This is a genomic window from Roseovarius gahaiensis, from assembly GCF_011601345.1.
Taxonomy (GTDB): domain Bacteria; phylum Pseudomonadota; class Alphaproteobacteria; order Rhodobacterales; family Rhodobacteraceae; genus Roseovarius; species Roseovarius gahaiensis.
The window spans coordinates 31041-57526 of the sequence record NZ_JAAORB010000007.1; the positions used below are offsets into that span (position 1 = coordinate 31041).

Consider the following 26486-nt stretch of genomic DNA (forward strand, 5'->3'; position numbering starts at 1 on the left):
TTAACGATGATCGCGCTGTAGCTGATGCTCCAGCCATTGCGAATATTGCGAGATGCTGTAGCAAACGATGAAAAACAGCACGACGGCAAAGCCCCAAAGCTCCCAGTAGATGCCGTTCCATTCGGTCGATGCCAGAATTGGGCCTCGGATCATGCCGACCAGATCGAACATCGAGATGACCGAAACCAAGGTTGTATCCTTGAACAGGCCCACCGCCACATTCACGATGCCGGGGATCGAGATTTTCAACGCTTGCGGCAGGATGATCAGGCGCATGGATTGCGCATAATCCAACCCAAGGCTGTTGGCGGCCTCGTATTGCCCGCTTGGCAGGGCGGCAAGGCCCCCACGCACCACCTCGGCGATATAGGCCGATGCGAACATCGTGATCATGATGATCACCCGCAGGATCAAATCAAAGCTGGTGCCGGGCGGCAGGAAATAGGCCAGCACCACATTGGCCACGAACAGCAAGGTGATCAGCGGCACACCGCGAATGAACTCGATGAAGATCACACACATCCATTTGATGATCGGCATATTCGACTGACGGCCAAGCGCCAGAAGAACCCCGAACGGCAGGCTAAGCGACACACAGACCGTTCCAAGGATCATGTTGAGCATGAAGCCCCCCATATCCCGCGAGGGCACCGGTGTCAGGGCCACGACATTGGGTGCGGCGGAACTGATATAGCCGCCCAGCCACCAGAAAACGACGGTTACGGCGATACCAAGAAGGGCTGCCGTGCCAAAGCCTTTGGCCTCGACCCGCCGAAACGCGACATAGCCGGCCACAAACCCCAGCAAGATCATCAAAGGCGTCAGAATCGTGCCGCCCCAGATCAGCCAGAAGGCCACGAACGGATAAAGAACGGTCAGGATCAGCAATTTACGCGGCAGCATGGAAAACAGCACCGGGGCGATGGATACCAGCAGCAACACAAAGGCCAGTGTCGGGCGCCAGTATGCCTCGGACGGGTATTTGAATCCGAATAGCAACTGGTTCCAGCGTTCTGTCAGAACCGAAAAACAGCCCCCCGTTGCCCCGTTCAAAATCTCGCGGCATTCCGACAGGCTGGATGCGGTCCAGACCCCGTTCCAAAACCACGGCATGGCGCCGCTTAGCAGTTTGAATAGGAAATAGATCGCCACCAGTGTCAGAATCGTATTGATCGGGCCGGGAAACAGGTTGTCGCGCAGCCATTTGACAATGCCAGCATCGGTGATGGGCGGGGTCTGTTCGGGCAGGATTTCATGCCGGACAAAAGCGAGTTCAGACTTCGACATCTCAGCGCTCCTTCAGTTTCACGGCATTGTTGTAGACATTCATGACCGCCGAGATCGCAAGGCTGATCGCGAGATAGAACAGCATCAACAACAGAACGCTTTCAATCGCGCGGCCGGTCTGGTTCAGGGTGATGCCACCCAGCGTGCCGGTGACATCCATGTAGCCGACGGCAATTGCCAGAGAACTGTTCTTGGTCAGGTTCAGATACTGCGAGATCAGCGGCGGAATGATGATGCGCAGCGCTTGTGGCAGAACCACAAGGTTCATGATCCGGCCCGGCCGCAAGCCAAGGCTGGCCGCGGCTTCGGTCTGGCCCTTGCTGACCGCTAGAATACCCGCGCGGACGTTTTCGGCGATGAAGGCCGCTGTGTAGATGGACAGCGCGAACCAAAGCGAAATGAACGAGTTGCGCGCGAAAATGCCACCTTGGAAATTGAAGCCTTGCAGCGACGGATAGTCCATCACGATCGGCTGGCCCATGATAAAGAACATCACGATCACGGGCACAAAAAACAGCCCCACTGAAGGCCAGAAAATTGGCAACAGGCGGCCCGCCTCATAGAGTTGCTTTCGCGCATAGGCGCGGTAGACGAAAATCCCGATGATCGAGGCGATAAAAGTGGCAATCACGATACCAGATCCGGCCTCGAAGATCGGCTTTGGAAAATAGAAACCTCGGCCGGTAAAGGCGAACGCGTCCCAAAGCATTGACGCGTCAGGGTTTTCACCCCGAAAATCACGCGGCTGTGGCAATATCGCAGTGAACACTGACAGGATGATCAAAATCCAGATCAGCACCGGCACATTGCGGAAGATTTCCACATAAACGGCCATTATCTTGCGGATCAGCCAGTTTTTGGACAGGCGCAATATGCCGACCACCACGCCGATGATCGTGGCAAGGATGCAGCCCAGAACGGCCACAAGCAGCGTGTTGAGCACACCCACCACCGACGCGCGCAGATGCGAGGACTGGCTGTCATATTCAATCAGGCGCTGGTTGATGTCATACCCTGCCGGTTCGCCAAGGAACTGGTAGGAAATATTCAGGCCCGCATCCCGCAGGTTCTGGACCAAGTTGCTGCCAAGATACGCAAACAACATGATCAGCAAAAGCAAAGCGATGAATTGGAACGTATAAGAGCGATAGCGGGTGTCGTTGAAAAGCTGAGACAGCTTGAACGAGTCCGCGCGCGACGCAGATAGGCTGGACATGATTTCTTCCTTGGCTACCGGAATCGTGTTTTTGTTGTCGGTTGCAGCCGGGGCTGCCCCGAGGGTCCGGTTTGTTATGTGTGCCTAACCAAGTCAGAAGGGCGCGGGATGATCCGCGCCCTTCCAAAGTTCAGTTTTTAGCGGAAGGGCGGCGAATACAGCAGACCGCCATCTTTCCACTGAGCGTTCAGACCACGTGCCAGCCCGACCGGTGTGTTCTCACCGATATGCTTCTCGAACAGCTCGCCGTAGTTCCCGCCAGCCATAATTGCGTTGACAGCCCAGTCATTCTCAAGGCCCAGCATCTCGCCCAGGTTGCCCTCGGTGCCCAAGATACGGTTGACTTCGGGGTTGTCGGTACCATTGGCAGCCATGTCCTGAATATTGGCCGACGTGATGCCGTATTCTTCGGCAGCGATCAGTGAATTCAGGGTCCAGCGAACGATATCGCCCCACTCAGGGTCGCCGTGGCGCACCAGCGGGCCAAGCGGCTCTTTCGAGATGATTTCCGGCAAAATCACATGCTCTGTCGGGTTCTCAAAAGTGGCGCGGGTTGCGGCCAGACCAGATGAATCGGTGGTGTAGGTGTCGCAGGAGCCGGCCAGATACTGCTGTTGGCCTTCGGCGTTGGTTTCGATCGGAACCGGCTCGTATTCCATGTCATTGGCACGGAAGAAATCGGCAAGGTTCAGTTCGGTGGTTGTCCCGGTCTGGATGCAAACGGTTGCGCCGTTCAGTTCCTTGGCCGAGCTTACACCAAGCGCTTTGGGCACCATAAAGCCCTGACCGTCGTAATAGTTGATCCCGACGAATTCGTTCTTCAGGTCAACATCACGGCTAAGCGTCCATGTGGTGTTCCGGGCCAGCATGTCGACCTCACCCGAGGCCAGCGCGGTAAAGCGCGTCTTGCCGGTGGTCGGCACGAATTCAACAGCCGACGGATCGCCAAGCGTAGCGGCGGCAACTGCGCGGCAGACCGCCACGTCGAAGCCCTGCCATTCGCCGTTCGCGTCGGGCGCGGCAAAACCGACAAGACCTGTGGTCACGCCACAGTTCAGCTTGCCGCGCGCTTTCACATCGTCAAGCGTCGCAGCACCAGCAACGCCAGCCGTCAGGCCAGCGACAGTCAGCGCGCCAAGAAATACGGTTTTTTTCATGTTTACCTCTTCCTGATTATCCGCCCTTGTCCAAGCGGTTCGTCCGGCCCGTTCGGGCCGGGGTTATACTGCGTCGGAGCCTAAGCCCCTTCAGTGTTCGTAATTTTGGGTGGATTCATAATGAAACGTCAAGCCCTGGATCACGAAAAACGATAATCATCACGACAGGGTGCCCTAAGGGAATGGTCAATTAAAACCCTCTGTGGCTAGTGCTTGGCAAGATCATAAAAGATTTTAGCCGCCAAAAACTCAGATTCTTTCTTGGCGGCCTGTTCTTGGGCCTCTTCATCGACGCCCCACAATTCTGCTTGCCAGATCTCGTCTATGCGCGAAAGCCGCCAAAGTGCCTGAATATCGTGCAAATCATGCAGTGCCGCAAAGCCGATGATCAGTGACCCGGACATGCCAACCAAATCATGAAAGGCCGTCAGGCTGTACGCGTCCATCTGGTGCACGCGTTGCGCAAGCGCGGCCAGGGCCTTGGGATCTTGCGGGCTGTACATGATCCCTGTGACCGGTTTCAGCCTTGCATCAAGGATGTCAGCCGCCCAATCCAGCAGTGGATCCCATGCCTCGGCCTGACGCGCCACCAATTCCGCTGGGCTGTCGGCGCGATAGCAGATCAAATCGGTATCGCCATAGCCCGCGATCATCTGCGCCACTTCGGCATGTTGGTGGGTGACCTTGTCAATCGCTGCGTTGGCGGCGCGGGTTACCGGCATGGTATAGGGGGCTATATCACCCTCTTGCGCGTCCCATTCTTGGGCAATCGCATTGGCCATGGCCCGGGTTGGAACAACCAGTGGCGCTTTGGCGGGTGTCTTTACGGTGCGGCCATCCAGATGCACCGTGAACCCCTGCTCTGTTTCGGCCACCTTTGCGGTTTTCCAGAAACGTTTGGCTTTCCACTCGCTCATGATGTGGGCTCCCACAGGTTGGTCAGGCAGTTTGGCAGATCTGAAAAGTCGTCGATGACCTGCGCGGCCATGTGCAGCGCTGCGCGCGGATGGTAGCCCCAGCCAACACCGATTCCGGCCATATCGGCCGCGCGCGCCATTTCCATATCGAAACTTGTGTCACCGATCATCACGGCATCGGCGGCGTTCACACCGGTTTCCGACTGCGCCGCGTGCAGCATCGCAGGATGTGGTTTTGACGGATGATGATCGCTGACTTGCTGGGTCACGAAATAGCGGCCCAAATCATGCGCCTCCAGCAGCTTGTCCAGCCCGCGCCGGGATTTGCCGGTGGCGATCCCAAGCAATACCTCAGGCACGTCATGCAGCGTTTTGATGACCTCAAGCGCACCGGGATACAGCGGCGAGGAGTGCGCCGCGCCGGTTTTCGCACGCAGGTCAATATAGGCGTCTTTATACCAGTTCACCATTTTCGCATGATGTGTGGGGTCCAGCGTGGGGGCCAGCCGGGCCACGGCCACATCCAGAGATAGCCCGACAATCCCCAGAACCTGATCACGCGACGGACATGGGTGACCGGCACACTGAAATGCATAGGCCATGGCCGCCAGAATATCGGCCTGACTGTCCACCAGCGTGCCATCCACATCGAACACCACCAAACGCAGCGGGGCCGTTGTCATTCAAGATCCTCAAACGGGTCGTTCGGTGCCAGCGACGGCTGCCACTGGAACATCTCCCATGTGCGCAGCATGTGCTGTGGCAAAGGGGCCGTCAGGTGCAGCATGGCGCGGCTGACCGGATGTTCGATGGTCAGCGACCGGGCGTGCAGGTGCAGTTTGCGGCTGAGTTCGCCACCCAATTGCGCGCCCCATCCGTCGCCAAGGTTTTCCTGCCCCGAGCCACCGTATTTCCCATCGCCCACGATGGGGTGTCCGATTTCTGCCATATGCGCCCGCAGTTGGTGCGTGCGCCCGGTGACTGGCACCAGCCCGACCCAGGCACAGCGGCCACCCGCCGCCTCCATCACTGCGTAATCGGTCGTGGCCTGTTTGGCACCTGGCGTGCTGTCCACGTCGCGCGGGTGCAGGCACAGCATCTTTTCGCCTTCACCGCCCGCGCCATGCCCCGGCGCCTTGACCAATCCAAAGCGGATGTTGCCCATCCGTGGGCTGGGCACGCCGGCCACCGCGGCCCAATAGATCTTGCGCGTGTTGCGGTGCCGGAACGCTGCCGTCAGCGCCTTGGCCGCGACCCGCGTGCGCGCAAGGATCAAGACACCGGATGTGTCCTTGTCCAGCCGGTGCACCAACCGGGGCTTTTCCTCGTATCCAAAACGCAGCGCCTCGGCCAGCCCATCGACATGGCGGGTTTGCTTGCTGCCGCCCTGCACCGGCAATCCCGGTGGCTTGTTCAGCGCGATGATATGATCGTCGCGATAGATCACCGTGCCTTGGATCATCTTGGTATCGGCATCGCTGATCCGCGTGCCCATGGCTTGGGCGGCCTTGATCTCGTCCGGGCGGGGCAGGGGCGGGATGCGCACCTGCTGTCCGGCCTCAAGCCGGGTGCTGGCCTTGACGCGGCCGCCATCGACACGCAATTCGCCCTTGCGGCACATCTTTTCGATGCGGCCCTGCGGCAAATGCGGAAACAGGCGGCGCAGCCAGCGATCCAGCCGCTGATCGGCATCGTCGGCTTCGACAATCAGGGTTTGCACTTGGCTCATGTCCATATCCCCCGCGCCAGCCAGATGCCCATTGCCAGACCGGCCAGCGACAGCACGACCGACAGCACCACATAAAGACTGGCCGATCCGATCTGGCCGCGTTCGTACAAGGTGAAGGCTTCCAACGAGAAGGCCGAAAAGGTCGTGAAGCCACCAAGGATGCCGGTCATCACAAGTGGCTTCAGGTGCTCAAGATCGCGGTGAAATGTCAGGACCACGACCACACCCATCAGGAATGACCCGATCACATTGACCGGCAACACCCCCAACGGAAAGCCGCCATGACTATGGCGCGCCACAGCCAGCCCTACGCCAAAGCGCAGAACCGACCCGATTGCGCCGCCAAGGGCCACCTGAAGAAAGCTGAGTATCATGGTCGCGTCTGTCGCGCGCCGCCCCTGAATTGTCAAGCTGCATGGGGCAAAACGGGAATCCGCTTTAACCTGATGCCGCCCTGCGGTATGTCCCGATCCGACTGATGCAAACGGAGATCCAAAATGGGTTACAAGGTCGTCGTCGTGGGCGCCACGGGCAACGTGGGCCGCGAAATGCTGAACATTCTGGCCGAGCGCCAGTTCCCGGTTGATGAAATCGCCGTGCTGGCCAGCCGCCGCAGCCTGGGCACCGAGGTGAGCTTTGGGGACAAGACCCTGAAAACGCAGGATCTGGATGCATTTGATTTCACAGGCTGGGACATTGCCCTGTTTGCCATCGGCTCGGACGCCACCAAGGTGTACGCGCCCAAGGCGGCGGCGACGGGCTGCGTGGTGATCGATAACTCGTCGCTGTATCGTTATGATCCGGACGTGCCGCTGGTTGTGCCCGAATGCAACCCCGAGGCGGTTGATGGTTACGCCAAGAAAAACATCATCGCCAATCCCAATTGCTCGACCGCGCAGATGGTTGTGGCGCTGAAGCCGCTGCATGATCGCGCGACGATCAAGCGCGTTGTGGTCAGCACTTATCAATCCGTGTCCGGCTCGGGCAAAGAGGCGATCGACGAACTGTGGGATCAGACCAAGGCGGTTTACAACCCAACGCAAGAGGTCGCGCCCAAGGTTTATCCCAAGCAGATCGCGTTCAACGTGATCCCGCATATCGACGTGTTCCTCGAAGACGGTTCGACCAAGGAAGAATGGAAGATGGTCGCCGAGACCAAGAAGATCATCGACCCCAAGATCAAAGTCAGCGCGACCTGCGTGCGCGTGCCGGTCTTTGTTGGGCATTCGGAATCGATCAATATCGAGTTCGAGGATCATCTGGACGAGAGCGAAGCCCGCGACATTCTGCGCGAGGCGCCGGGCATCATGGTGATTGATAAGCGCGAAGATGGTGGCTACGTCACGCCGGTGGAATGCGTGGGCGATTTCGCGACCTTTATCAGCCGCATTCGTCAGGACAGCACCATCGACAACGGTATCAACCTTTGGTGTGTGTCCGACAACCTGCGCAAAGGCGCGGCGCTGAACGCGGTTCAAATCGCCGAAACCCTTGGCCGGCGCGTTCTGAAAAAGGGCTGATTTTTAAAACGGCTCTGTCAAGTTATCATCGGGCGCTCCTTTTGGGGTGCCCGATTGCGTTTGGTTCAAATGTTGTTTTTCCAGCCATGTGTGCGAATGGCCAGGGAGCGGTGCCCCAAAGCGGCGCATCAGCCGGGCATAGCTGAACCCCAGTTCAGAAGCCTTGCAGATGCGCCTGTCGGCAGGCCAGTCATGCAGGGCCAGCCCACCACCGGCGGCGCGCAGAACATAGCCCTTGGATGTCAGCCGCGCCTGCAAGTCGTCCCATCCCTCGGCCTCGGCCAGATCGTGGGCGAGGCGCGCACGCAGGGGCGCGACAAGCCGCTCATCCGCCCTGACAGGCGGCTTCGCGGCGCTTGCCCTGCCAATCTCGCGCGACAGCAGGTCGCGGACCAGTTGGCCCACCGTAACATCACGCTGTCGCGCCAGCCTGTTGGCGGCGCGCAGCATGTCTGGGTGAATCTTCATTTCAACACGTTCCAGCGACATGGCCCCATTCCACCGCAACAAGGTTAGCAAAGCGTAAATCCGCACATATGGGCCGCTTCGGCTTGCCATTTGTGCTGTGCTGGGGGGATAGTTGCCGCAGAAGTTGCAAGGAGTGTCCGCCATGCGCGTTTTCGTCAGTGTCCTATGTCTTTTGCCTGTCCCCTTGTGGGCCGAGGACATTCCCCTGCGCAGCACGGTCACGGCCGCTACGCTTTATCCGCAAGGGGCGACTGTCACCCGGTCTGTCGGGTTTTCCGCACCTGCCGGTCAGCATGACCTGATCCTGAGCGACCTGCCGCAAAACACGCCGCTTTCGGCTGTGCGTGTGGGTGTTGACGGGGCCAGTATGGGCAGCGTCACCGCCCGCAATGATTATGTGCCGCCCCAAGACACCGACGAATCTGACGCACTCAAGGCGGCGCGCAGCACGGTTGAGACGCTTGAGCAATCCTTGCGCGAGGCCGAGGCCAAGGTCGAGGCGATCCGCCTTGAGGAACAAGCCGCGCAGGCGCGCATAGGCTTCTTGCAGAAACTGGGGCAGGGGCAGGCCGTGGCAGACATGGATGCCGCCGCCCTGCGCGACATGGTTGCCATGATCGGTGAAGAAACCCTTGCCGCTTGACAAACAGCGCTGGATGCGCGCCTGCGGTCCGAGGCCGCCGATCGTGGCTTGGCCGATTTGCGCCACGAGCTTGACCAAGCCCGCGCCGCCCTGCGCGCGCTGGTCCCGCAGGATACGCCCCGCGCTATGTTGGCGGTGGCAATCAGCACGCAACAGCCCACTGACGGCACGGTGACAGTGACCTACACCATCGACGATGCAGGTTGGCAGCCGGTCTATGATTTGCGCCTGACCCGCGAGACCGGCGAGTTGGATATCGAACGCGGCGCGTTCATCCGGCAGTCCACGGGGGAAAACTGGCGCGATATCGCGCTGACGTTGTCCACATCGCGCCCCTCGGATCAAGCTGCGCCCAGTGATATCTGGCCATGGCTGCGCCGGGTGACCGACCCGAATGCCCCGGTGCCCAAATCGCTGTCGCGCGGTGTGGCGGCGGATGCCGTGGCTGAACTGGCCGCACCACAGGCCGCGCCGGTGGAGGTACAACAGGCCGCAGCCCAGTTTGATGGTCTGGCCGTGACCTATGACTATCCCGGTACGGTGTCGGTTGCGTCAGAGGCCGACCGGGTGCGCATCGCGCTGGGCACGCTTGCGCTTAAGGCCGAGGTCATGGCCCAAGCCGTGCCGCTTTCGGATGATCGGGCCTTTCTGATGGCTGATGTCACGAACACCGCAGACGAGTTGATCTTGCCCACGCAAGAGGCCCGATTTTACCTTGATGACCGGTTCGTCGGTCAGCGGTTTCATGAGATGATCCCGGCGGGTGGGCAGGCCGATTTGTCCTTTGGCGCAATCGACGGGCTGCGCCTTGCGCGGGCCATTCCACAGCGTCAGGAAGGTGAAAGAGGTGTGTTCACCCGTTCTGGCGCCTTGGACGAAACCGTCAGGATCACCGTTGAAAATCTGACCGCGCAGGATTGGCCGGTGCGCCTGCTGGATCGGGTGCCCTATTCCGAACAGGACGATCTGACAATTGACTGGAGCGCCCAGCCCGCCCCGTCAGATACTGACGTAGACGACAAGCGCGGTGTGCTGGAGTGGCGGTTCGATCTGCCGGCTGGTGATACACAGGCGATTGTGCTGGACTATTCTTTGGAATGGCCCGAGGGCAAGGTGCTGCGCTGAGGCCACCCGATCAGATCGGCACAAAGTCACCAATGGCCGGGCTGTATTGCTCTACCCCGCCTTCGCCGATCTCGTGCCACAGGCCATGCAGGGTCAGCGTGTCATTTTTCACGGACTCGGCCACGAAGGGAAAGGTCATCAGGTTTTCAAGCGACACAATGACCGCCTGTTTTTCCAGCGCATGGCGGCGTTTGCCTTCGTCGGCAATATCTTTCACCCGCTCATAGCCGGGGCGCAAAATATCCATCCAACGGCCAACAAAACTGGATTTTTCCTCCAAGGCGGGGGCCTTGCCGGTGCACATTTCAAGGCAGCCCTGCACCCCGCCGCAATTGGAATGCCCCATGACGATCACATGCGCCACCTTCAGCGCGGTCACCGCATATTCCACCGCAGCCGATGTGCCGTGCTGATTGCCGTCGGGTTCATAGGCGGGCACCAGATTTGCGATATTGCGGTGAATGAAAAACTCGCCCTGATCCGCCCCGAAGATCGAGGTGACATGCACCCGGCTGTCACAACAAGAAATCACCATCGCGCGCGGATGCTGGCCTTCGTTCGCCAGCCGCCGATACCATGACTGATTTTCCTTGTAGGCGGTGGCCTTCCAGCCATGAAAGCGGTGCACAAGGTAGGTGGGCAGTGGCCGCGCGTGTTCCATGAACGTCCCTCGGTCTTTTGGTTCCCGCTGTGATAGTCGGTATTCTCGGATAATTCGAGAGACAATCTTGCCACCGTGAAACCATTTGAAAACCTGTTTTCGGCCATTTTGGCACAGGCCGTGGGGGCCTGACGACATGGGGTGAGATTTTGGAACATGTGACTTTGCTCAGACAGGATGAAGCCGTGCGCCTTGATGCGACCCGGCTTGAGACGCTGGTCGCCCAGCTTGGCGCAACCGGGGCCGAAGACGTGATTTGCCGCGCGCTTGAAGAACTGGCCGCGCGCCTGTCGCATACGGAACGCTGCTATCGTGAAGCCCGCAGTGACGATATGCGCCGCAGTGCGCGCAGCCTGATCGCGATTTCCGATCAGATCGGTATGCAGAAACTGGCGCAAGTGGCGGGTGACGTGACCGATTGCGTAGATCGGGGTGATCGGATTGCGCTGGCCGCTACCCTCGCCCGGCTGTTGCGGATCGGCGAACGATCGCTTGGCGAAATGTGGGATATTCAGGATTTGCGGATTTAGCGGCGCGGGGCATTTGACGGCTTGCAGGTGACGACAGGGCATATAGGCTGCGAGCAATATAGCCCAAACCGAAAAGGGACGCGCCTGATGGACCTGAGTTTCGCCACCGCCGACAGCCCCGCCATTCCGCTGCATGTCATTGAACAGGATGCGCTTGACGCTTGGCTGGCCGATCAACCCGCGCATGTTGCCAGTTGGGTGCGCGCGGCCGGCTTTGCCGCCGGACTTGGCACAACCCTTCTGGTGCCTGATGCCAAGGGGGCGCTTACCATGGCGTTGGCAGGCTACGGTACGGCCGAGGCCCGCGCGCGCGGCCGGTTCCACCTTGCCACCGCCGCAATGCAACTGCCCGAGGGCATCTATGCCTTCCACGGCCTTGATCCCGCCCGCGCCGAGGAAGAAGCGCTGGGTTGGCTGCTGGCGCGCTATGCGTTCGACCGCTACCGGGATCAATCGCCAGCCACCGCCAAGCTGGTTGCGCCCAAAGGCGTGGATGCCGCGCGGCTGCAAGTGATCGCCGCCGGTGAGGCGCTGACGCGCGACCTGATCAACACGCCGGCCGCCGATATGGGCCCCGCCGATCTGGAAGCGGCCTGCGCCACGCTGGCCTCGGCCCACGGGGCCAGCATTGACGTGATCCGTGGCGACGCGCTGCTGGAACAGAACTTTGCCATGATCCACACGGTCGGCCGCGCCGCTGCACAGGCACCACGCCTGATTGACATGCGCTGGGGCGAGACCGGGCCGACACTGACGCTGGTGGGCAAGGGGGTGTGCTTTGACACGGGTGGCCTGAACCTCAAGCCCGCCGCCGGTATGGGGGTGATGAAAAAGGACATGGGCGGCGCGGCGACGGTGCTGGGTCTGGCGCAGATGATCATGACGCTGAACCTGCCACTGCGGCTGCGCGTGCTGGTGCCTGCGGTCGAAAACGCCGTGGCCGGTAATGCGTTTCGCCCCGGTGATATCCTGACCGCCCGCAATGGTCTGACGGTCGAGATCAACAACACCGATGCCGAGGGTCGCCTTGTGCTGGCCGATGCGCTGGCCTACGCCGCCGAAGACCAGCCCGACATGCTGGTGTCCATGGCGACGCTGACCGGTGCGGCGCGGGTGGCCGTGGGCCCCGATCTGGCCCCCTATTTCACCGATGATCCCGATCTCGCCAGCGCGCTTGACGGGGCGGCGGCACATGTGGCCGATCCGGTCTGGCGGCTGCCGTTCCATACGCCTTACGAGGCGATGATCGAACCGGGCATCGCCGATCTGGATAATGCGCCCAAGGGCGGTTTTGCCGGGACGATCACCGCCGCGCTGTTCCTGCGCCGTTTTGCGGGCGGCACGCGCTATGCGCATTTCGACATTTACGGCTGGAACCCCGATAGCAAACCGGCCCGTCCCAAGGGCGGTATTGGTATGGGTGCCCGCGCATTGCTGCAAGCCTTGCCAAAGGCGCTGAACCTTTGAGTGACCGCCGCCTGACCCCGGCCAATACGCGTGTCGCACACGAGTCGTTGCGCGGGCAGGTCAGCGCCCCGCGCTATACCAAGGGCGCGGCGCGTCGGCTGACGGTGCCCTTGGCCGATCTTTTGCACGCGCCGGATGGCCGCCGTGAACGGCAGTTGTTGATGGGGGACAGCGCCACCTGTCTGGAGGATCACAACGGTTGGGCGTTTGTGCAGGCGGCGCGCGACGGGTTCGTGGGCTACCTGCGCAACGATCAACTGGGCCGGGCGGGCGACGACGACACGCCCCCGACCCACTGGGTCAGTGCCCGTGCGACCCACCTGTACCCGACACCCGATTTCAAAGCAGTCGAACTGGCTTTGCTTAGCCATGGCGCGCGGCTGCATGTGTCGGGCCGGGATGGCAGGTTTGCACAAACTCCGCAGGGTTTTGTGCCCGCCGCGCATCTGACCCCGCTGGACCAGCCCGCCCCCGATCCGGTCAGCGTGGCCGAACTGTTTCTGGGCACGCCTTACCTGTGGGGCGGTAATTCGGCCAGCGGCATCGATTGTTCGGGGCTGGTGCAGGCGGGTTGCTTGGCCTGTGATATCGCCTGCCCCGGCGATAGCGATCTGCAACAGGCCGCGCTTGGCGTTGACTTGCCCGAAGGCGTGCAACCGCAGCGCGGCGACCTGTTGTTCTGGAAAGGCCATGTCGCATGGGTGGTTGACGCCCAGACGCTGCTGCATGCCAATGTGCATCACATGGCGGTGGCTTATGAACCCTTGCGCGCGGCGATTGAGCGGATCGCCAAGCAAGGTGACGGGCCGGTCACCGCCCGCAAACGATTGAAAGGAATACGCGATGTCTGACAGTTTTTTCCAGCCGGTTTCGGGCTTTGATCTGCCACGGTTCGCCGGGGTGTCCACCTTTATGCGCTTGCCGCATGTGCCGCTGGATCATGACCGGCTGAAAGATGTCGATATCGGCCTGATCGGTGTGCCGTGGGACAGTGGCACAACCAATCGCCCCGGCCCCCGGCATGGGCCACGCCAGTTGCGCGATGCCTCAACCATGATCCGCGCGCAGCATCAGGCCAGCGGCATCCGCCCGTTCGAGGCGGTGAATTGCGCCGATCTGGGCGATGTCGGGCCGAACCCTGCCGATATCATCGATTCGATGACGCGGATCACCACGTTCTACGATCAGGTGAAACAGGCGGGCATCACGCCACTGACAGCGGGCGGCGATCACCTGACCTCGCTGCCTGTGCTGCGGTCGCTGGCCAAGGATGCGCCGGTGGGCATGGTGCATTTCGACAGCCATACCGACCTGTTCCATTCCTATTTCGGCGGCACGATGTATACCCACGGCACGCCGTTCCGTCGCGCGGTTGAAGAGGGGCTTTTGGACCCCAAGCGCGTGGTTCAGATTGGCATTCGCGGCACGATGTACGATTCCGAGGATCGCGATTTCGCCCGCGCCGAAGGCATCCGCCTGATCGAGATTGAGGAATTCCATGCGCGCGGCGTGGCCGACGTAATGGCCGAGGCACGCGAGATCGTGGGCGATGGCGCGACCTATATCAGCTATGACATTGATTTTGTCGATCCCACTTTCGCCCCCGGCACCGGCACCCCCGAGGTGGGCGGGCCGAACAGTTACCAAGCGCTTCAGGTGGTGCGCGAACTGGCCGGGCTGAACATCATCGGCGCGGATATGGTCGAGGTGTCGCCGCCCTTTGACCCGTCGGGCGGCACGGCCTTTCTGGGGGTGTCGATCATGTTCGAGTTGCTCTGCGTGATGGTGGGCGGGGCCGGTCAGGCCGCATAAAGCGGTTCGATGTCCGATACGTCAATGGATCGCGCCGCGATGGCCATGTCATGCTGTGTCTGCATGTTCATCCAGTATTCTGGCGTGGTATTGAAGGCGCGGGACAATCGCAGGGCCGTATCAGGCGTAATGCCGGTCGTGCCCTTCACCAGCCGCTCGATGCGGGTGCGCGGCACACCAAGACGGCGTGCAAGGGCAATCGCACTGATCCCCGCCGCATCAAGATAAAGTTCTTTCAGGACTTCGCCGGGATGCATGGGGTTTTCAAGCTGGCTCATGGTGTTTCCTCTCAATGGTAATCGACGATCTCGACATCGGCAGGGCCAAGCGGCGTCCAGACAAAACAAATCCGCCACTGGCCGTTTATCCGTATCGAATGTTGCCCCGCACGATTTCCTTGCAACTCTTCCAGATGATTGCCAGGAGGAAAGCGTAAATCCTCTACCACAACCGCAGCGTTCAGGGCCGTCAGCATCGCCCGCGTTCGTTTGACCAGATCGGCAGGAAAGCCTTTGCCGAACTTGCCTGTGATGGCATTTGCGGCCAGCTTTCCCTTGGTATTCTGGATCATGTCAAGTATGTATCACGGGATGATGCATGTGTCAATATTTGATACATGCGGCGTGTCGCAAATTCCAGCTGTGAATGGCTTGGATCAGCTTTGAGAGTGGCACGACGCTCGGTGCGAATGGCACTGATCGGGCTGCTGCCCGTCACTCCACGGCGCGGATCAGCTTGCGCTCCAGCACGCGCAGCACGGTTTTCAGGTCATGCCCGCGCTTCAATATCTGCCCATCCATGCCAAGCACCGCATATTGCCCCTGCCGGTTGCGCAGCTTGGGGCGTTTTTCGATGCGATACAGCGGATGTTCGGCGGTGCGGCGAAAGACCGAAAACACGGCCACGTCGCGCAAACAGGAAATTCCGTAATCGCGCCATTCGCCCGCCGCCACCATGCGCCCGTAAAGCGACAGGATCACGTTCAATTCGGTCCGGTGGAACGCCACTTGGTCTTGGCCGCCTCTGGGCGGCAGTGATGTGGGCGATTGAAAGTTCATGCATCAAAGTTGCGCTGATAGGTTCATAAATCAAGAAGTTTCCCTGCCCTGCGCGGCGGATCACGCAAAACTGCCCTGACAGAACCAGCCCGAACTTATTGCTGCGCCATGCGCATAGAACAGCCACAGCCGCTCGCCCCGCGCGGTGACCACCTGCCAGTAATCGCGCACGCCGCTGCGCCATTCGGGTTCGTCCAGCCACCATTCCGGCGAAATACGCTCGGGCCCGGTGGCATGGGCCAGATCATGCGCCCGTCCGCGCCAGCGAAACTGTCGGGGGGGGCGTGGGCCATCGGGGGCCATCACCGGCTCGGGCCTCCAGATCAAGAGCGGGCGGGGCGTGGGCGAGGCGGGCCAGCCGGTTGCAGGCTCTGACCACGCAGCTGCCAGAACCTGCGCGGTCTTTTCCGGAATATGGCTGCTGGCCGGATGACGGCGGGTGATCGCATCCAGACCGATCCGCGCGCCCATGCGGCCCAACAAGTCGGCCATCGCGGTTTCGCCATTGGCACGGGCGTGGGCGGCTTCGGTGGCCCCGGCATGGCCGGTGACGGTGCGGGCATGAACGGGTTCAACCTGAACCGCCTCAAGCCGCAGCATATCGATACCGAACCCGGCGTCGATTTCGTCGATTTTCATGTCCAGCAGGGGGCGGATGCGGGCCGGGTCATGGCTGGCGCGGGCCAGTCCGATCTCAAGGGTTTGCATCGTGTCATTGACGCGCCCGGCCTGTAGCCGCACCCGGCGCGCGCCTTGGCCCTGATCGCGTAGCAACTGGCCCAACCGGGGCAGCAGCCGGTCCAACCCCGCCAGAATGTCATCGCGCAGCCCGATCGGCTCGGGCAGGGTCAGCCGCGTGGCAAAGCGCGGCGCTTCACGCGCCGGTGACACGGGTTCTGGCACCGCGCCAAGCGCCTGATCCATGCGCAACAACAGCCCCCGGCCAAAGCGCCGTGCCAAGGGCGCACGCGGCTGGCCGGTCAGATCGCCCACCCGGCGCAGCCCCATCCGGCCCAATTGCTCAATCACCTCTGGCTCTAGCCTCAGGGCAGCCACCGGCAGGTCGGCCAATGCGCTACGGGTTTGGCCGGGGGCCGCGATGCGCAGGGCATGGCCCGCCGCGCCGGGGGTGGCCGTGGGCTGAACGGCAGGGCCGCCCCGTTCCCAATGGCGGCGCTTGGCCGCGCGGGACCGGGTGGCGCGCGCCTCTTGATCAATCGCGTCGCCTGACCGGCCATGCCCCGGTGTGCGCCCGGCATAACGTGCCAGCGCCCAGGCTGCGCCCACCGTATCGGCCAGCCCGGCCTGCACGCTTAGCCCAAATCCCTGCGCGCCGTCTGCCATGGCCTGCATCATCGCCTCTTCGCCACCAAACAGATGCGCGCAGCCGGTGATATCCAGCACCAGACCGTTTGTGTCCTGTGCGGCCACCCAAGGCGAAAATTGCCCGGCCCAACGCTGCAAGGCGGCCAGAAACGCGGCCTCGGCCCGTGGGTTTTGCGCCCGCGTCACCAGATCGGAGCACATGGCATGGGCATCGCGCAACGGCTGGCCCACCTGTAGCCCCGCCGCCTCGGCCGCTTTGGACAGCGCGCTTATCACGCGTGTCTGTCCCACCTCTTGCACCACGGCCAAGGGCACATCTCCCGTAGCGCTCATATGGCGCAACAGGCGTTCGGCCCCAAGGCGTGGAAACCAGACGGAAAGAATACGGCGGGCGGGCATGATGGCAGCACAATGTTCGCTATTTGTTCCTTTTTATAAGATGCCCATGCCCCGAGTCGAGTCTCATCGCGTGCTATCCGCACCAGATACGGGTGATCTGACCATCTTTCGACAGATCTACGTTCAGCCGATCAAGGCGATAATCCATCGTCATCATCGCCCCCGGCGGCAAAATACGCACTGGGCCGTCGATCGCTTCGGCGTCAAACGCGTTGCGCGGCTGGCCCACCCAGTGCTGCAAACGCTCGGCCTCGCAGGTGTCGGTGTCATCCGCCGGGCCCTCGTTGGTCGTGTTGCATCCAGCCAATGCCATTGTACTCAAGACAAACAAAACATGTTTCATTTTGGTCCTCCCGTTTCCACCATGCAGGTTGCCCCAACCTGTCGGCCCCGGTCTACCCTTTGTCGCACATCCTGTTGATTTGGCGCGCGCTTTCGCTCACAGTCGGGGCAACATGAAAAACCCGGAGGAAACACCATGCGCACCACCGCCGCCGTTGCCCTAGAGGCTGGCAAACCGCTTGAAATCATGGACGTCAATCTTGAAGGCCCCAAGGCGGGCGAGGTTCTGGTTGAGGTCAAGGCCACCGGCCTGTGCCACACCGACGATTTCACCCTGTCCGGGGCTGACCCCGAGGGCCTGTTTCCCGCCATTCTGGGCCATGAAGGCGCGGGCGTCGTGGTTGAGGTGGGGCCGGGCGTCACATCCTTGCAACCCGGCGATCACGTCATCCCGCTTTACACGCCGGAATGCCGGGAATGCGAATACTGCCTGAACCCCAAAACCAACCTGTGCCAGTCGATCCGCTCGACCCAAGGCCAAGGCTTGATGCCCGATGGCACCTCGCGCTTTTCCATGCTCGATGGCACGCCGATCCTGCATTACATGGGATGCTCGACCTTCGCCAACCACACCGTCCTGCCCGAGATTGCGCTGGCCAAGGTGCGCAAGGACGCGCCGTTTGACAAGATTTGCTATATCGGCTGTGGCGTGACCACCGGCATCGGCGCGGTGGTCAACACCGCCAAGGTCGAAATCGGCTCGACCGCCATCGTGTTCGGTCTGGGCGGCATTGGCCTGAACGTCATTCAGGGGCTGCGCCTTGCCGGGGCCGATCAGATTGTCGGCGTTGATCTAAACGATGCCAAGAAACCCATGGCCGAGAAATTCGGCATGACCCATTTTGTCAATCCCAACGAGGTTGACGGCGATTTGGTGGCCCATCTGGTCGAATTGACCGGCGGTGGCGGCGATTACACCTTTGACGCCACTGGCAATGTCGGCGTGATGCGCACCGCGCTTGAATCGGCCCATAAAGGCTGGGGCGAAAGCGTGATCATCGGTGTCGCACCGGCCGGGGCCGAGATTTCAACCCGCCCCTTCCAACTGGTCACCGGCCGGGTCTGGCGCGGCACCGCCTTTGGCGGCGCACGTGGCCGCACTGACGTGCCGCAGATCGTCGATTGGTATATGGACGGCAAGATCGAGATTGATCCGATGATCACCCATACCCTCAAGCTGGACGAGATCAACAAGGGCTTCGAGATGATGCATGCTGGCGAATCGATCCGCTCGGTGGTGGTGTATTGATCTCACCTGCCTCAGGCTGAAAAACACAGGGCCGCACACATGCTTGTGCGGCCCTCAACATTGCGGACAGGTGGCAAAAGCGTAGGCTGACCCCCAACACGAACCACGGGCGCGGCGTGCGCACTGACCCAGCCGGAAGGATGCAAACTATGACCAACGACAGCTATACACCCCCCAAGGTCTGGACGTGGGAGGGCGAATCGGGCGGCCAATTCGCCTCGATCAATCGCCCCATCGCCGGGCCGACCCATGACAAAGAGTTGCCGGTGGGTCAGCACCCGTTTCAGCTTTATTCGATGGGCACACCCAATGGGGTGAAAGTCACCGTTCTGTTCGAAGAACTCCTCGCTGCGGGCCATAACGCCGAATATGACGCGTGGCTGATCCGCATCACCGAGGGCGATCAATTCTCCAGCGGCTTTGTCGAGATCAACCCGAACTCCAAGATCCCCGCGATGGTCGATCACACCGGGGCTGAGCCTTTGCGCGTGTTCGAATCGGGTGCCATCCTGATGCATCTGGCCGAAAAATTCGGTGCCTTCCTGCCGGCCACGGGCCCGGCGCGCACCGAAACGCTCAACTGGCTGTTTTGGCAAATGGGCAGCGCGCCCTATCTGGGCGGCGGGTTTGGCCATTTCTACGCCTATGCGCCGGAAAAAATGCAATACCCCATCGACCGCTTCACCATGGAAACCAAGCGCCTGCTTGATGTGCTGGATCGTCAGCTTGCAACCCGGCCCTTCATTGCGGGCGATGACTATACCATCGCCGACATGGCAATCTGGCCGTGGTATGGCAATCTGGTTCTGGGCCGCCAATATGGCGACGCGGCCACTTTCCTTGACGCCGCCAGCTACACAAACGTCATGGCGTGGGCGCAAAAAATCGATGCCCGCCCGGCGGTGCAGCGCGGTCGCATGGTCAACCGAACCTTTGGCGATCCTGATACGCAACTGCATGAACGCCACGCGGCCAGCGATTTCCAGACCAAAACCCAAGACAAGCTCGGCACTGCCGACTGATTCGCACGAAAGAACGCGCCATGTCTGACCAAACGCCGCTTCTGGCTGTCCTGATCGACGCCGATAACACCTCACCGAAATGGACCAAGGCCATTTTCGACGAGATTGCCGCCATCGGCGAGGCCAGCGTGCGCCGTTGCTATGGCGATTTTTCCTCGCAACTGATGAGCGGCTGGAACAAGGTGCAGGCCGAATTTGGCCTTGTCCCGCATCACCAGCCCGCCAACACCGTTGGCAAGAACGCCAGCGATATCGCCTTGGTGATCGACGCGATGGACCTGATGCATTCGGGCCGGTTTGACGGTTTCGTTCTGGTCAGTTCCGACAGTGATTTCACCCGACTGGCCAGCCGCATTCGCGAACAGGGGCTGGATGTTTATGGCATCGGTGCGCGCAAAACCCCCGAGGCGTTTCGCAAGGCCTGCAAACGGTTTATCTACCTTGAAAACCTCGGACCCGGCCCCGACACCACAAACGCACCCGCCACCAAAAGCCCAAAAAACCTGAACGAGGCGCGCGATCTCTTGTTCAAGGCGATGGACAGCATTGATCAAGACAGCGACTGGTATGCGCTTGGCCGCCTTGGCCAACAGGTCACCGCCGCCAACCCCGATTTCGACACCCGCTCATACGGCCACCGCAAGCTCAGTGATCTGGTGGCTGCGATCAAGGTTCTCGAAACCCGGCGCGAAGGCAATCACCTCTACGTCCGTCGGGTCGATTGACAGCACTGCCGGGCCACGCGTCCTGCGCTTCATTGTTCCAAAAATACTCCGGGGGAGTCGCCGCTTGCGGCGGCGGGGGCAGCGCCCCCTTTCAACCCGGTATCAGTTCATCAACCCTGCGTGGCGCAGCCCGGCATCCACCAACTGCTTTGTCGGCTCGGTCAAGCCAATCAACGGTGTGCGCACTTCTTCGCTGCACAGGCCCAGCCGTGACATCGCGTATTTTGCGCCCACCAGCCCGGGTTCTGTGAAAATCGCCGTGTGCAGGGGCATCAGCCGATCCTGCAAGTCCAGCGCGCGGGCATAATCACCGGCCAGCGTGGCCTCTTGCACCTGTGCCACCAGTTTTGGCGCGACATTGGCGGTGACCGAGATCACGCCGACACCGCCTTGCGCGTTAAACCCATGCGCGGTGCCGTCTTCGCCCGAAATCTGGATGAAATCCTTGCCGCAGGTCATGCGTTGCAGGTTGACGCGGGCCAGATCGCCGGTGGCATCCTTTACGCCAACGATACGCGGCAGCTTGGCCAATTCGCCCATGGTGTCCGGTGTCATATCCACGACCGACCGGCCGGGGATGTTGTAAATGATGATTGGCAAATCACAGCAGTCGTGCAACGCGGTGAAATGCGCAATCATCCCGGCTTGCGTCGGTTTGTTGTAATAGGGCGTCACAATCAGCGCGGCATCCGCCCCGACCTTTGCCGCATGCTGCATGAAGCGGATTGATTCCAGTGTATTGTTACTGCCCGCCCCCGCGATCACCGGGATACGGCCATTCACGGCGCGCACCACTTCCTCGACCACGGTTTCATGCTCTTCATGGGTCAGCGTCGGGCTTTCGCCGGTGGTGCCCACCGGCACCAAGCCATGGCTGCCTTCGCCGATATGCCATTCGACAAGGTGTTTCAGCGTGTCCAGATCCAGCTCGCCGTTCTTGAACGGCGTGACCAGGGCAGGAAAAGATCCTTTGAACATGACACGCTCCTTTCTTGTCGTCACTCGGTGGGGCACAGGCGGCCCCGCCGATCCTTGGTTTCAGCCCCACTGCGGCATCAGGCCGCCGTCCATGAAGGTTTGTTATTGGACGGGGCGCGCGCGCGCGCATAGGCTGGCGCTGTCTATCCTTCGCCTTGGCAAGAAATGCAAGAGATCATGCGCCTGTTCTGTTTTCTCATCGGCCTTGTTGTCGGCGCGGCCCTTGGTCCCGCCGCGGTGTGGGCTGCTGATCCTGCGCGCATCGCACCGCGCCCGCTGGCCTCGGCGCTGAATGCGATGGAGGCCGGGCGGTGGGACGTGGCCGCCCGTCTGGCGGCGCGCGATGGCCCGGCGGCCGCAAGCCTGATCGAATGGTATCGCCTCAGCGACGGGCAAGGCACGCCCGAGCAGGTTCTGGCCTTTCTTGGGGCCCATGATGATTGGCCGGGGTTGGTGTATCTGCGCCGCCAAAGCGAGGAGGCGCTGGCCGAAACCGCGACGGACACACAGATTTTGGCCTTTTTTAATGGGCAGTTGCCCCAAACCGGCGTCGGCGCCTTGGCACATGCCCGTGCGCTTTTCGCAGCCGATCGTGTGGGCGAGGCCGAGGCGACGCTGGTGCTGGCATGGCTGACAATGGACCTGTCCAGCGAAGAGCATGACCAGTTCATTGACCGGCACGGCGATCTTTTGGCGCGTCACCACGATACCCGTTTGTCGATGGCCCTGTGGCGCGGTCTGCGCGATGTGGCGCAGATGTTGCCGCTTGTCGGCGAGGAACGCCGCGCCGTGGCCGAGACCCGCCAAAAGGTCGAGTCAGGCACGTTGTCGCCCGATGATGTGCCCGAAGATCTGGCGTCGGATCCGCTGGTCGCGCATGCAATCTTTAACCGTCATCTGAAAGACAACAACAGCGATCAGGCCATCAGCGTGATTCTGGATCAAAGCATCTCGGATGCGGGCTTGGGTGAACCAGACCGTTGGGCAGGTTGGCGGCGTTATCTGGCCCGCGCGAAAATGCGCGAGGGCGATGCGCAGACCGCTTACGCGCTGGCTGCGCGGCATGGGTTGGTCGATGGATCGTCGTTTGCCGATCTGGAATGGTTGGCGGGGTATCTGGCGCTGACCTATCTGGACGAGCCGGAATTGGCGCTTGATCATTTCCAACGCTTTCGAGTTGCTGTCGATACGCCGATTTCATTGGGGCGTGCAGGTTATTGGATTGGGCGTGCGCAAGAGGCGCTTGGTGATGCCGAGGGGGCGCAGATCGCCTATGCTCAAGGGGCGGCGCATCAAACCAGTTTCTACGGCCTGCTGGCTGCCGAAAGGGCCGGCTTGCCCTCTGACCCGGATCTGGCGGGAAAAACCCCTGTGCCTGACCCCGATCAGGCGGATTTTCCCCAAAGATCGGTCTACAAAGCTGCCGTTCTGGCCCTTGCCGCGAACGAGCTGAACCTTGCCGAACGGTTTTTCGTGCAATTGGCTGCGAATCTTGACGCCACAGGGTTGGCGCAACTGGGCCTTTTGTTGGAGCGGATGGAGCAACCGCACCTGCAAGTCATGATCGGCAAGGCCGGTGCGCGGCGCGGCATTGTCGTGCCCGGCCCTTATTACGCCTTGCATCCGATGACAGATATGGACCTGCCCGTGCCGATGGAGCTGGCCTTGGCCATTGCCCGCCGTGAAAGCGAGTTTGATCACCGCGTCGTCAGCGGCGCAGGTGCCATGGGGTTGATGCAACTGATGCCCGGCACCGCCAGCGATATGGCCCGCACCATCGGTGCATCGGATCATTCGCGCGCGCGGGTGTTCAATGATTGGGCTTACAATGTGCAGCTTGGCAGTGCCTATCTGGCCGGTCTGGCCGATCGTTTTGATGGCAATGTCGTGATGATGTCGGCGGGATACAATGCTGGGCCGGGGCGGCCTGTGCGTTGGATGGAAGACCGTGGCGATCCGCGCGCCGGCGATATGGACGTGGTGGACTGGATTGAACACATCCCCTTCCGCGAAACCCGAAACTACGTGATGCGCGTTGCCGAAAGCTTGCCGGTTTACCGCGCGCGGCTTGGCAAGCCGCCGCACCCGGTGCCGTTTTTGCAAGAACTTACCGGTGCCACCCTGCGCCCGGTGTCGGATTAACGCGCTGTTTTTTGGCGTTGCCGCCACAGGGTGAACAGCCCCGCCGCCACGATCAGCGCCGTGCCAAGCGCCACGTTCAGCCGGATGGTTTCGCCAAACACCATCAGGCCAAGCGCACTGGCAAACGCCAGTTGCAGATAGGCAAAAGGCTGCACGGCGCTCGCCTCGGCCACTTCGTAGCATTTGATCAAGGTGAAATGCCCTAACGCGCCGGTCACGCACAGCAATGCCATCCAGCCCCAATCCGGGCCGCTCATCGGCTCCCAGAACCATGTGCCGACGGCAGTCATCGCCACCGACCCCACGGTGCCTGTCCAGAAAAACGAGGTTGCCGCCGAATCGCGCCGCGCCACATAGCGGGTCAGCAGCCCGTAAAGTGCAAACATCAGCGCCGCTATCAACGGTACAATCGCCTGCGGCTGGAACACGCCAAAGCCCGGCTCAAGAATGATGATCACCCCGATGAACCCGACGCCAATTGCCGCCCACCTGCGCCAGCCTACGCTTTCGCCCAAAACCGGGCCAGACAGGGCAGCGATCAAAAGCGGATAACAGGCAAACACTGCATGGCTTTCGACCAGCCCCAACAGGGTAAAGGCAAAGATCATCACGCAGATTTCCGCCACCAGCAACACCGCGCGAAAGCCTTGCACCAAGGGCTGGCTGGTGGCCGACGCCGCGCGCAGCCCGCCTGCTTTACGCGCGGCCACGGTCATCACGAAGGCGGCAAAGAACCAATAGCGGATCATCACCACCATCAGCACATTGTATTCGCCCGCCAAATGGCGGCTGATGCCGTCCTGCACGGCGAAAATAAAGGTGGTCGTGACCATCAGCCAAATGCCAAGGCGGGTGTTCTGTTCGGTCATGCTGTGCCTTTCACCGCGCGGGTCATGTGGCGTTTGCGGCCATAGCCCGGCGCGCGTGTCACTGTAAACCCGGCGGCCTCCAGCCTGCGGCGCACGAACCCTGCCGCGGTATAAGTGGCGGCTGTTCCGGTCTGGGCCGTATGCTGCCCGACCACGGCCAGTAACGCGTCTTCCCAAAGCTCGGGGTTTTTGGCCGGGGAAAAGCCATCCAGAAACCATGCATCGGCCTGTCCCGCCCAGTCTTGCACTGTCTGGCGCGCATCGCCAACGATCAAGCGAAACTCTAGATCGGGCAGCGATATTTCGGTTGCGCCCGCCTGCCAATGCGGGGCCAACTGCTCGGCGATCCCGGACAGGTCTGAAAAACGGGCCTGCGCGCGGATCATGTCCGCCGCATCCATCGGAAAGGCTTCGAAACTGGTAAACCGCAGCACGCCGGACACGCCGGCCTGCCGCCACGCCTGCACGCAGGCCAGCAGGTTCAGCCCCGTGCCAAACCCCAGTTCGGCCACTTGAAACCCGTCGCAAAAACGCGCGGGCAGATCATTGCCTGCCAAAAATACATGACGGGTTTCATTCAGCCCGTTTTCAAGGCTGTAATAGGGATCGTCGAACCGGGTTGACACCGGCACGTCCCCGTCACGCCATTCAAGTTTCGCGGTCCTTGTCATATGTCCCCTGATGGTATCAGATCATGCGCTGGGGCGGCCTTGTGTCGCCGCGCGCATCCCATGGGCACCGGTCGCGTCCTGTGCCATAACGCCGCCGACAATGCCGGGCAGACAGGGGAATGACAATGGCCGACGTAACCGTTCTGGGCGCAGGGATATTCGGCTTGTCTATCGCATGGGCCTGTCTGCAACGCGGCGCAAAGGTGCAGGTGATCGACCCGCATGGGCCGGGCGCCGGGGCCTCAGGCGGGGTTGTGGGGGCATTGGCCCCGCATGTGCCGGAAAACTGGAACGACAAGAAGGCGTTTCAATTCGACAGCCTGATCATGGCCGAAGGGTTCTGGGCCGAAGTGCAAGAGGTTTCGGGCCTGTCGGCCGGCTATGCGCGCCTTGGCCGCTTGCAACCTGTGCCGGACGATCACGCGCTGGAACTGGCGCGCGTGCGGTCGGCTTCGGCGTATACGCTGTGGCAGGGGCAGGCTGATTGGCAGGTGATCCGCGCCGATGGGTTGGAATGGGCGCCTGTCACGCCCACTGGCTGGCTGATCCGGGATACGCTGACCGCCCGGATGCACCCGCGCCAAGCCTGCGCCGCGCTTGTCGCCGCAATCCGCGCCAAGGGGGGCAAGGTGCTGGCCGACGGCGCGCAGATCGGTCAAGTTGTTCATGCCACCGGCCTTGCTGGTCTGGACGAACTGACAACCCATCACAGCCGTATCGTGGGCAACGGGGTCAAAGGGCAGGGCGCGGTTCTGGCCCATGCCGCGCCCAACCTGCCGCAGCTTTTTGCTGATGCCATTCACATCGTCCCGCATCGCGATGGCACCACGGCCATCGGCTCGACCTCGGAACGCGACTATGACGATCCCACCAGCACCGACGCGCAGCTTGACGATGTCATCGCGCGGGCCCGTGCCGCTGTGCCTGCGCTGCGCGATGCGCCGGTGATCGACAGATGGGCCGGGGTGCGGCCGCGCACCCGCTCGCGCGCGCCGATGCTGGGGGCGCATCCGCTGCATGCCGGGGAATTCATTGCCAATGGCGGGTTCAAGATCGGCTTTGGTATGGCCCCCAAGGTGGCGCAGGTCATGGCCGATCTGGTGCTTGACGGGGCGGACCATATTCCCGCGGCGTTCCGGCCCGAAGCGTCTTATTAAGCTGTTCAGGGCGCGG

At 61.4% G+C, this 26486-nt stretch carries 29 protein-coding genes; 12 read left to right on the forward strand and 17 right to left on the reverse strand.

Features of this window, described 5'->3' with window-relative positions:
* The 7 genes from HAT86_RS05945 to crcB form a co-directional block, all read right to left on the reverse strand.
* Positions 1 to 1287, reverse strand: a complete 1287-nt coding sequence (locus tag HAT86_RS05945) for an amino acid ABC transporter permease (protein ID WP_167194412.1) — start codon at positions 1285 to 1287, stop codon at positions 1 to 3.
* Position 1288: 1 nt separating this feature from the next.
* Positions 1289 to 2503, reverse strand: coding sequence for an amino acid ABC transporter permease (locus HAT86_RS05950; protein ID WP_167194414.1), 1215 nt, complete (start codon positions 2501 to 2503; stop codon positions 1289 to 1291).
* A gap of 137 nt (positions 2504 to 2640) precedes the next feature.
* Positions 2641 to 3660: an amino acid ABC transporter substrate-binding protein gene (locus HAT86_RS05955; protein ID WP_167194416.1), complete on the reverse strand. Its 1020-nt coding sequence runs from the start codon at positions 3658 to 3660 to the stop codon at positions 2641 to 2643.
* Positions 3661 to 3866: 206 nt separating this feature from the next.
* Positions 3867 to 4577, reverse strand: coding sequence for an ATP12 family chaperone protein (locus HAT86_RS05960; protein WP_167194418.1), 711 nt, complete (start codon positions 4575 to 4577; stop codon positions 3867 to 3869).
* A complete protein-coding gene (locus tag HAT86_RS05965; RefSeq protein WP_167194420.1) occupies positions 4574 to 5260 on the reverse strand; it encodes an HAD-IA family hydrolase in 687 nt (228 codons plus the stop codon). Before HAT86_RS05965 ends, HAT86_RS05960 begins: the two co-directional genes overlap by 4 nt.
* A complete protein-coding gene (locus HAT86_RS05970) occupies positions 5257 to 6306 on the reverse strand; it encodes an RluA family pseudouridine synthase (RefSeq protein WP_167194422.1) in 1050 nt (349 codons plus the stop codon). Before HAT86_RS05970 ends, HAT86_RS05965 begins: the two co-directional genes overlap by 4 nt.
* A complete protein-coding gene (gene crcB / locus HAT86_RS05975; protein ID WP_167194424.1) occupies positions 6303 to 6680 on the reverse strand; it encodes a fluoride efflux transporter CrcB in 378 nt (125 codons plus the stop codon). Before crcB ends, HAT86_RS05970 begins: the two co-directional genes overlap by 4 nt.
* A 123-nt stretch (positions 6681 to 6803) precedes the next feature.
* On the opposite strand from crcB, the gene HAT86_RS05980 reads away from it, so the two are divergent.
* Complete coding sequence (locus HAT86_RS05980; protein ID WP_167194426.1) at positions 6804 to 7826, forward strand: aspartate-semialdehyde dehydrogenase; 1023 nt, start codon at positions 6804 to 6806, stop codon at positions 7824 to 7826.
* A 3-nt stretch (positions 7827 to 7829) separates the two neighbouring features.
* On the opposite strand, the gene HAT86_RS05985 is transcribed toward HAT86_RS05980, so the two are convergent.
* A complete protein-coding gene (locus HAT86_RS05985) occupies positions 7830 to 8315 on the reverse strand; it encodes a hypothetical protein (protein ID WP_167194428.1) in 486 nt (161 codons plus the stop codon).
* A 121-nt stretch (positions 8316 to 8436) separates the two neighbouring features.
* Between HAT86_RS05985 and HAT86_RS16825 the strand changes: the two genes are divergently transcribed.
* Both HAT86_RS16825 and HAT86_RS05990 read left to right on the forward strand, forming a co-directional pair.
* Positions 8437 to 8937: a DUF4140 domain-containing protein gene (locus tag HAT86_RS16825; RefSeq protein WP_231125828.1), complete on the forward strand. Its 501-nt coding sequence runs from the start codon at positions 8437 to 8439 to the stop codon at positions 8935 to 8937.
* Positions 8938 to 8958: 21 nt separating this feature from the next.
* Entirely contained in the window at positions 8959 to 10062 is a 1104-nt protein-coding gene (locus tag HAT86_RS05990; protein ID WP_269204303.1) for a DUF4139 domain-containing protein, read from the forward strand.
* A gap of 10 nt (positions 10063 to 10072) precedes the next feature.
* On the opposite strand, the gene HAT86_RS05995 is transcribed toward HAT86_RS05990, so the two are convergent.
* Positions 10073 to 10723, reverse strand: a complete 651-nt coding sequence (locus HAT86_RS05995) for a carbonic anhydrase (RefSeq protein ID WP_167194430.1) — start codon at positions 10721 to 10723, stop codon at positions 10073 to 10075.
* A 185-nt stretch (positions 10724 to 10908) separates the two neighbouring features.
* On the opposite strand from HAT86_RS05995, the gene HAT86_RS06000 reads away from it, so the two are divergent.
* The 4 genes from HAT86_RS06000 (at position 10909) to speB (ending at position 14532) form a co-directional block, all read left to right on the forward strand.
* Positions 10909 to 11253, forward strand: coding sequence for a hypothetical protein (locus HAT86_RS06000; protein WP_331272506.1), 345 nt, complete (start codon positions 10909 to 10911; stop codon positions 11251 to 11253).
* An 87-nt stretch (positions 11254 to 11340) separates the two neighbouring features.
* A complete protein-coding gene (locus tag HAT86_RS06005) occupies positions 11341 to 12720 on the forward strand; it encodes a leucyl aminopeptidase family protein (RefSeq protein WP_167194432.1) in 1380 nt (459 codons plus the stop codon).
* Positions 12717 to 13571, forward strand: coding sequence for a C40 family peptidase (locus tag HAT86_RS06010; protein WP_167194434.1), 855 nt, complete (start codon positions 12717 to 12719; stop codon positions 13569 to 13571). Before HAT86_RS06005 ends, HAT86_RS06010 begins: the two co-directional genes overlap by 4 nt.
* Positions 13564 to 14532 carry an agmatinase gene (gene speB, locus HAT86_RS06015; RefSeq protein ID WP_167194436.1) on the forward strand — a complete coding sequence of 323 codons (969 nt, stop codon included), beginning with the start codon at positions 13564 to 13566 and terminating at the stop codon, positions 14530 to 14532. Before HAT86_RS06010 ends, speB begins: the two co-directional genes overlap by 8 nt.
* On the opposite strand, the gene HAT86_RS06020 is transcribed toward speB, so the two are convergent.
* From HAT86_RS06020 to HAT86_RS06040, 5 genes are all read right to left on the reverse strand, one after another.
* On the reverse strand, positions 14520 to 14810 hold the full coding sequence (locus tag HAT86_RS06020) for a HigA family addiction module antitoxin (protein ID WP_167194438.1): 291 nt from the start codon (positions 14808 to 14810) through the stop codon (positions 14520 to 14522). The genes speB and HAT86_RS06020 overlap by 13 nt on opposite strands.
* A gap of 11 nt (positions 14811 to 14821) precedes the next feature.
* Positions 14822 to 15103, reverse strand: coding sequence for a type II toxin-antitoxin system RelE/ParE family toxin (locus tag HAT86_RS06025; RefSeq protein ID WP_167194440.1), 282 nt, complete (start codon positions 15101 to 15103; stop codon positions 14822 to 14824).
* 142 nt (positions 15104 to 15245) lie between these two features.
* Positions 15246 to 15590, reverse strand: coding sequence for a DUF2794 domain-containing protein (locus HAT86_RS06030; RefSeq protein WP_167194442.1), 345 nt, complete (start codon positions 15588 to 15590; stop codon positions 15246 to 15248).
* A gap of 60 nt (positions 15591 to 15650) precedes the next feature.
* The gene (locus HAT86_RS06035) at positions 15651 to 17315 is read right to left on the reverse strand and encodes a Y-family DNA polymerase (RefSeq protein WP_167194444.1); all 1665 of its coding nucleotides are present in this window, start codon (positions 17313 to 17315) and stop codon (positions 15651 to 15653) included.
* Between the two features lie 73 nt (positions 17316 to 17388).
* Positions 17389 to 17658, reverse strand: a complete 270-nt coding sequence (locus HAT86_RS06040; protein WP_167194446.1) for an I78 family peptidase inhibitor — start codon at positions 17656 to 17658, stop codon at positions 17389 to 17391.
* Positions 17659 to 17793: 135 nt separating this feature from the next.
* Here HAT86_RS06040 and HAT86_RS06045 point away from each other — a divergent pair, with 135 nt between their 5' ends.
* The 3 genes from HAT86_RS06045 (at position 17794) to HAT86_RS06055 (ending at position 20653) form a co-directional block, all read left to right on the forward strand.
* Positions 17794 to 18906 (forward strand): S-(hydroxymethyl)glutathione dehydrogenase/class III alcohol dehydrogenase, encoded by a 1113-nt coding sequence (locus tag HAT86_RS06045; protein WP_167194448.1) that lies wholly within the window; start codon positions 17794 to 17796, stop codon positions 18904 to 18906.
* Between the two features lie 149 nt (positions 18907 to 19055).
* Complete coding sequence (yghU, locus tag HAT86_RS06050) at positions 19056 to 19928, forward strand: glutathione-dependent disulfide-bond oxidoreductase (protein WP_167194450.1); 873 nt, start codon at positions 19056 to 19058, stop codon at positions 19926 to 19928.
* 20 nt (positions 19929 to 19948) lie between these two features.
* Positions 19949 to 20653 (forward strand): NYN domain-containing protein, encoded by a 705-nt coding sequence (locus tag HAT86_RS06055; protein WP_167194452.1) that lies wholly within the window; start codon positions 19949 to 19951, stop codon positions 20651 to 20653.
* A gap of 102 nt (positions 20654 to 20755) precedes the next feature.
* Here HAT86_RS06055 and dapA read toward each other — a convergent pair whose 3' ends face one another.
* On the reverse strand, positions 20756 to 21631 hold the full coding sequence (gene dapA / locus HAT86_RS06060) for a 4-hydroxy-tetrahydrodipicolinate synthase (RefSeq protein WP_167194454.1): 876 nt from the start codon (positions 21629 to 21631) through the stop codon (positions 20756 to 20758).
* 177 nt (positions 21632 to 21808) lie between these two features.
* Here dapA and HAT86_RS06065 point away from each other — a divergent pair, with 177 nt between their 5' ends.
* Positions 21809 to 23773 carry a lytic transglycosylase domain-containing protein gene (locus HAT86_RS06065; RefSeq protein ID WP_231125830.1) on the forward strand — a complete coding sequence of 655 codons (1965 nt, stop codon included), beginning with the start codon at positions 21809 to 21811 and terminating at the stop codon, positions 23771 to 23773.
* Here HAT86_RS06065 and HAT86_RS06070 read toward each other — a convergent pair.
* Both HAT86_RS06070 and mnmD read right to left on the reverse strand, forming a co-directional pair.
* Entirely contained in the window at positions 23770 to 24642 is an 873-nt protein-coding gene (locus HAT86_RS06070) for a DMT family transporter (protein WP_167194458.1), read from the reverse strand. The genes HAT86_RS06065 and HAT86_RS06070 overlap by 4 nt on opposite strands.
* The gene (mnmD, locus tag HAT86_RS06075) at positions 24639 to 25313 is read right to left on the reverse strand and encodes a tRNA (5-methylaminomethyl-2-thiouridine)(34)-methyltransferase MnmD (protein ID WP_167194460.1); all 675 of its coding nucleotides are present in this window, start codon (positions 25311 to 25313) and stop codon (positions 24639 to 24641) included. The genes HAT86_RS06070 and mnmD overlap by 4 nt, the downstream gene beginning before the upstream one ends.
* Positions 25314 to 25438: 125 nt before the next feature.
* Between mnmD and HAT86_RS06080 the strand changes: the two genes are divergently transcribed.
* Positions 25439 to 26470, forward strand: a complete 1032-nt coding sequence (locus HAT86_RS06080) for an NAD(P)/FAD-dependent oxidoreductase (RefSeq protein WP_167194462.1) — start codon at positions 25439 to 25441, stop codon at positions 26468 to 26470.
* Positions 26471 to 26486 lie beyond the last annotated feature (16 nt).

Coding starts and splice junctions, on each gene's coding strand:
- HAT86_RS05945 (WP_167194412.1), bottom strand. CDS start 1,287: ATGTCGAAGTCTGAACTCGCTTTTGTCCGGCATGAAATCCTGCCCGAA.
- HAT86_RS05950 (WP_167194414.1), bottom strand. CDS start 2,503: ATGTCCAGCCTATCTGCGTCGCGCGCGGACTCGTTCAAGCTGTCTCAG.
- HAT86_RS05955 (WP_167194416.1), bottom strand. CDS start 3,660: ATGAAAAAAACCGTATTTCTTGGCGCGCTGACTGTCGCTGGCCTGACG.
- HAT86_RS05960 (WP_167194418.1), bottom strand. CDS start 4,577: ATGAGCGAGTGGAAAGCCAAACGTTTCTGGAAAACCGCAAAGGTGGCC.
- HAT86_RS05965 (WP_167194420.1), bottom strand. CDS start 5,260: ATGACAACGGCCCCGCTGCGTTTGGTGGTGTTCGATGTGGATGGCACG.
- HAT86_RS05970 (WP_167194422.1), bottom strand. CDS start 6,306: ATGAGCCAAGTGCAAACCCTGATTGTCGAAGCCGACGATGCCGATCAG.
- crcB (WP_167194424.1), bottom strand. CDS start 6,680: ATGATACTCAGCTTTCTTCAGGTGGCCCTTGGCGGCGCAATCGGGTCG.
- HAT86_RS05980 (WP_167194426.1), top strand. CDS start 6,804: ATGGGTTACAAGGTCGTCGTCGTGGGCGCCACGGGCAACGTGGGCCGC.
- HAT86_RS05985 (WP_167194428.1), bottom strand. CDS start 8,315: ATGTCGCTGGAACGTGTTGAAATGAAGATTCACCCAGACATGCTGCGC.
- HAT86_RS16825 (WP_231125828.1), top strand. CDS start 8,437: ATGCGCGTTTTCGTCAGTGTCCTATGTCTTTTGCCTGTCCCCTTGTGG.
- HAT86_RS05995 (WP_167194430.1), bottom strand. CDS start 10,723: ATGGAACACGCGCGGCCACTGCCCACCTACCTTGTGCACCGCTTTCAT.
- HAT86_RS06005 (WP_167194432.1), top strand. CDS start 11,341: ATGGACCTGAGTTTCGCCACCGCCGACAGCCCCGCCATTCCGCTGCAT.
- speB (WP_167194436.1), top strand. CDS start 13,564: ATGTCTGACAGTTTTTTCCAGCCGGTTTCGGGCTTTGATCTGCCACGG.
- HAT86_RS06020 (WP_167194438.1), bottom strand. CDS start 14,810: ATGAGCCAGCTTGAAAACCCCATGCATCCCGGCGAAGTCCTGAAAGAA.
- HAT86_RS06025 (WP_167194440.1), bottom strand. CDS start 15,103: ATGATCCAGAATACCAAGGGAAAGCTGGCCGCAAATGCCATCACAGGC.
- HAT86_RS06030 (WP_167194442.1), bottom strand. CDS start 15,590: ATGAACTTTCAATCGCCCACATCACTGCCGCCCAGAGGCGGCCAAGAC.
- HAT86_RS06035 (WP_167194444.1), bottom strand. CDS start 17,315: ATGCCCGCCCGCCGTATTCTTTCCGTCTGGTTTCCACGCCTTGGGGCC.
- HAT86_RS06040 (WP_167194446.1), bottom strand. CDS start 17,658: ATGAAACATGTTTTGTTTGTCTTGAGTACAATGGCATTGGCTGGATGC.
- HAT86_RS06045 (WP_167194448.1), top strand. CDS start 17,794: ATGCGCACCACCGCCGCCGTTGCCCTAGAGGCTGGCAAACCGCTTGAA.
- yghU (WP_167194450.1), top strand. CDS start 19,056: ATGACCAACGACAGCTATACACCCCCCAAGGTCTGGACGTGGGAGGGC.
- HAT86_RS06055 (WP_167194452.1), top strand. CDS start 19,949: ATGTCTGACCAAACGCCGCTTCTGGCTGTCCTGATCGACGCCGATAAC.
- dapA (WP_167194454.1), bottom strand. CDS start 21,631: ATGTTCAAAGGATCTTTTCCTGCCCTGGTCACGCCGTTCAAGAACGGC.
- HAT86_RS06065 (WP_231125830.1), top strand. CDS start 21,809: ATGCGCCTGTTCTGTTTTCTCATCGGCCTTGTTGTCGGCGCGGCCCTT.
- HAT86_RS06070 (WP_167194458.1), bottom strand. CDS start 24,642: ATGACCGAACAGAACACCCGCCTTGGCATTTGGCTGATGGTCACGACC.
- mnmD (WP_167194460.1), bottom strand. CDS start 25,313: ATGACAAGGACCGCGAAACTTGAATGGCGTGACGGGGACGTGCCGGTG.
- HAT86_RS06080 (WP_167194462.1), top strand. CDS start 25,439: ATGGCCGACGTAACCGTTCTGGGCGCAGGGATATTCGGCTTGTCTATC.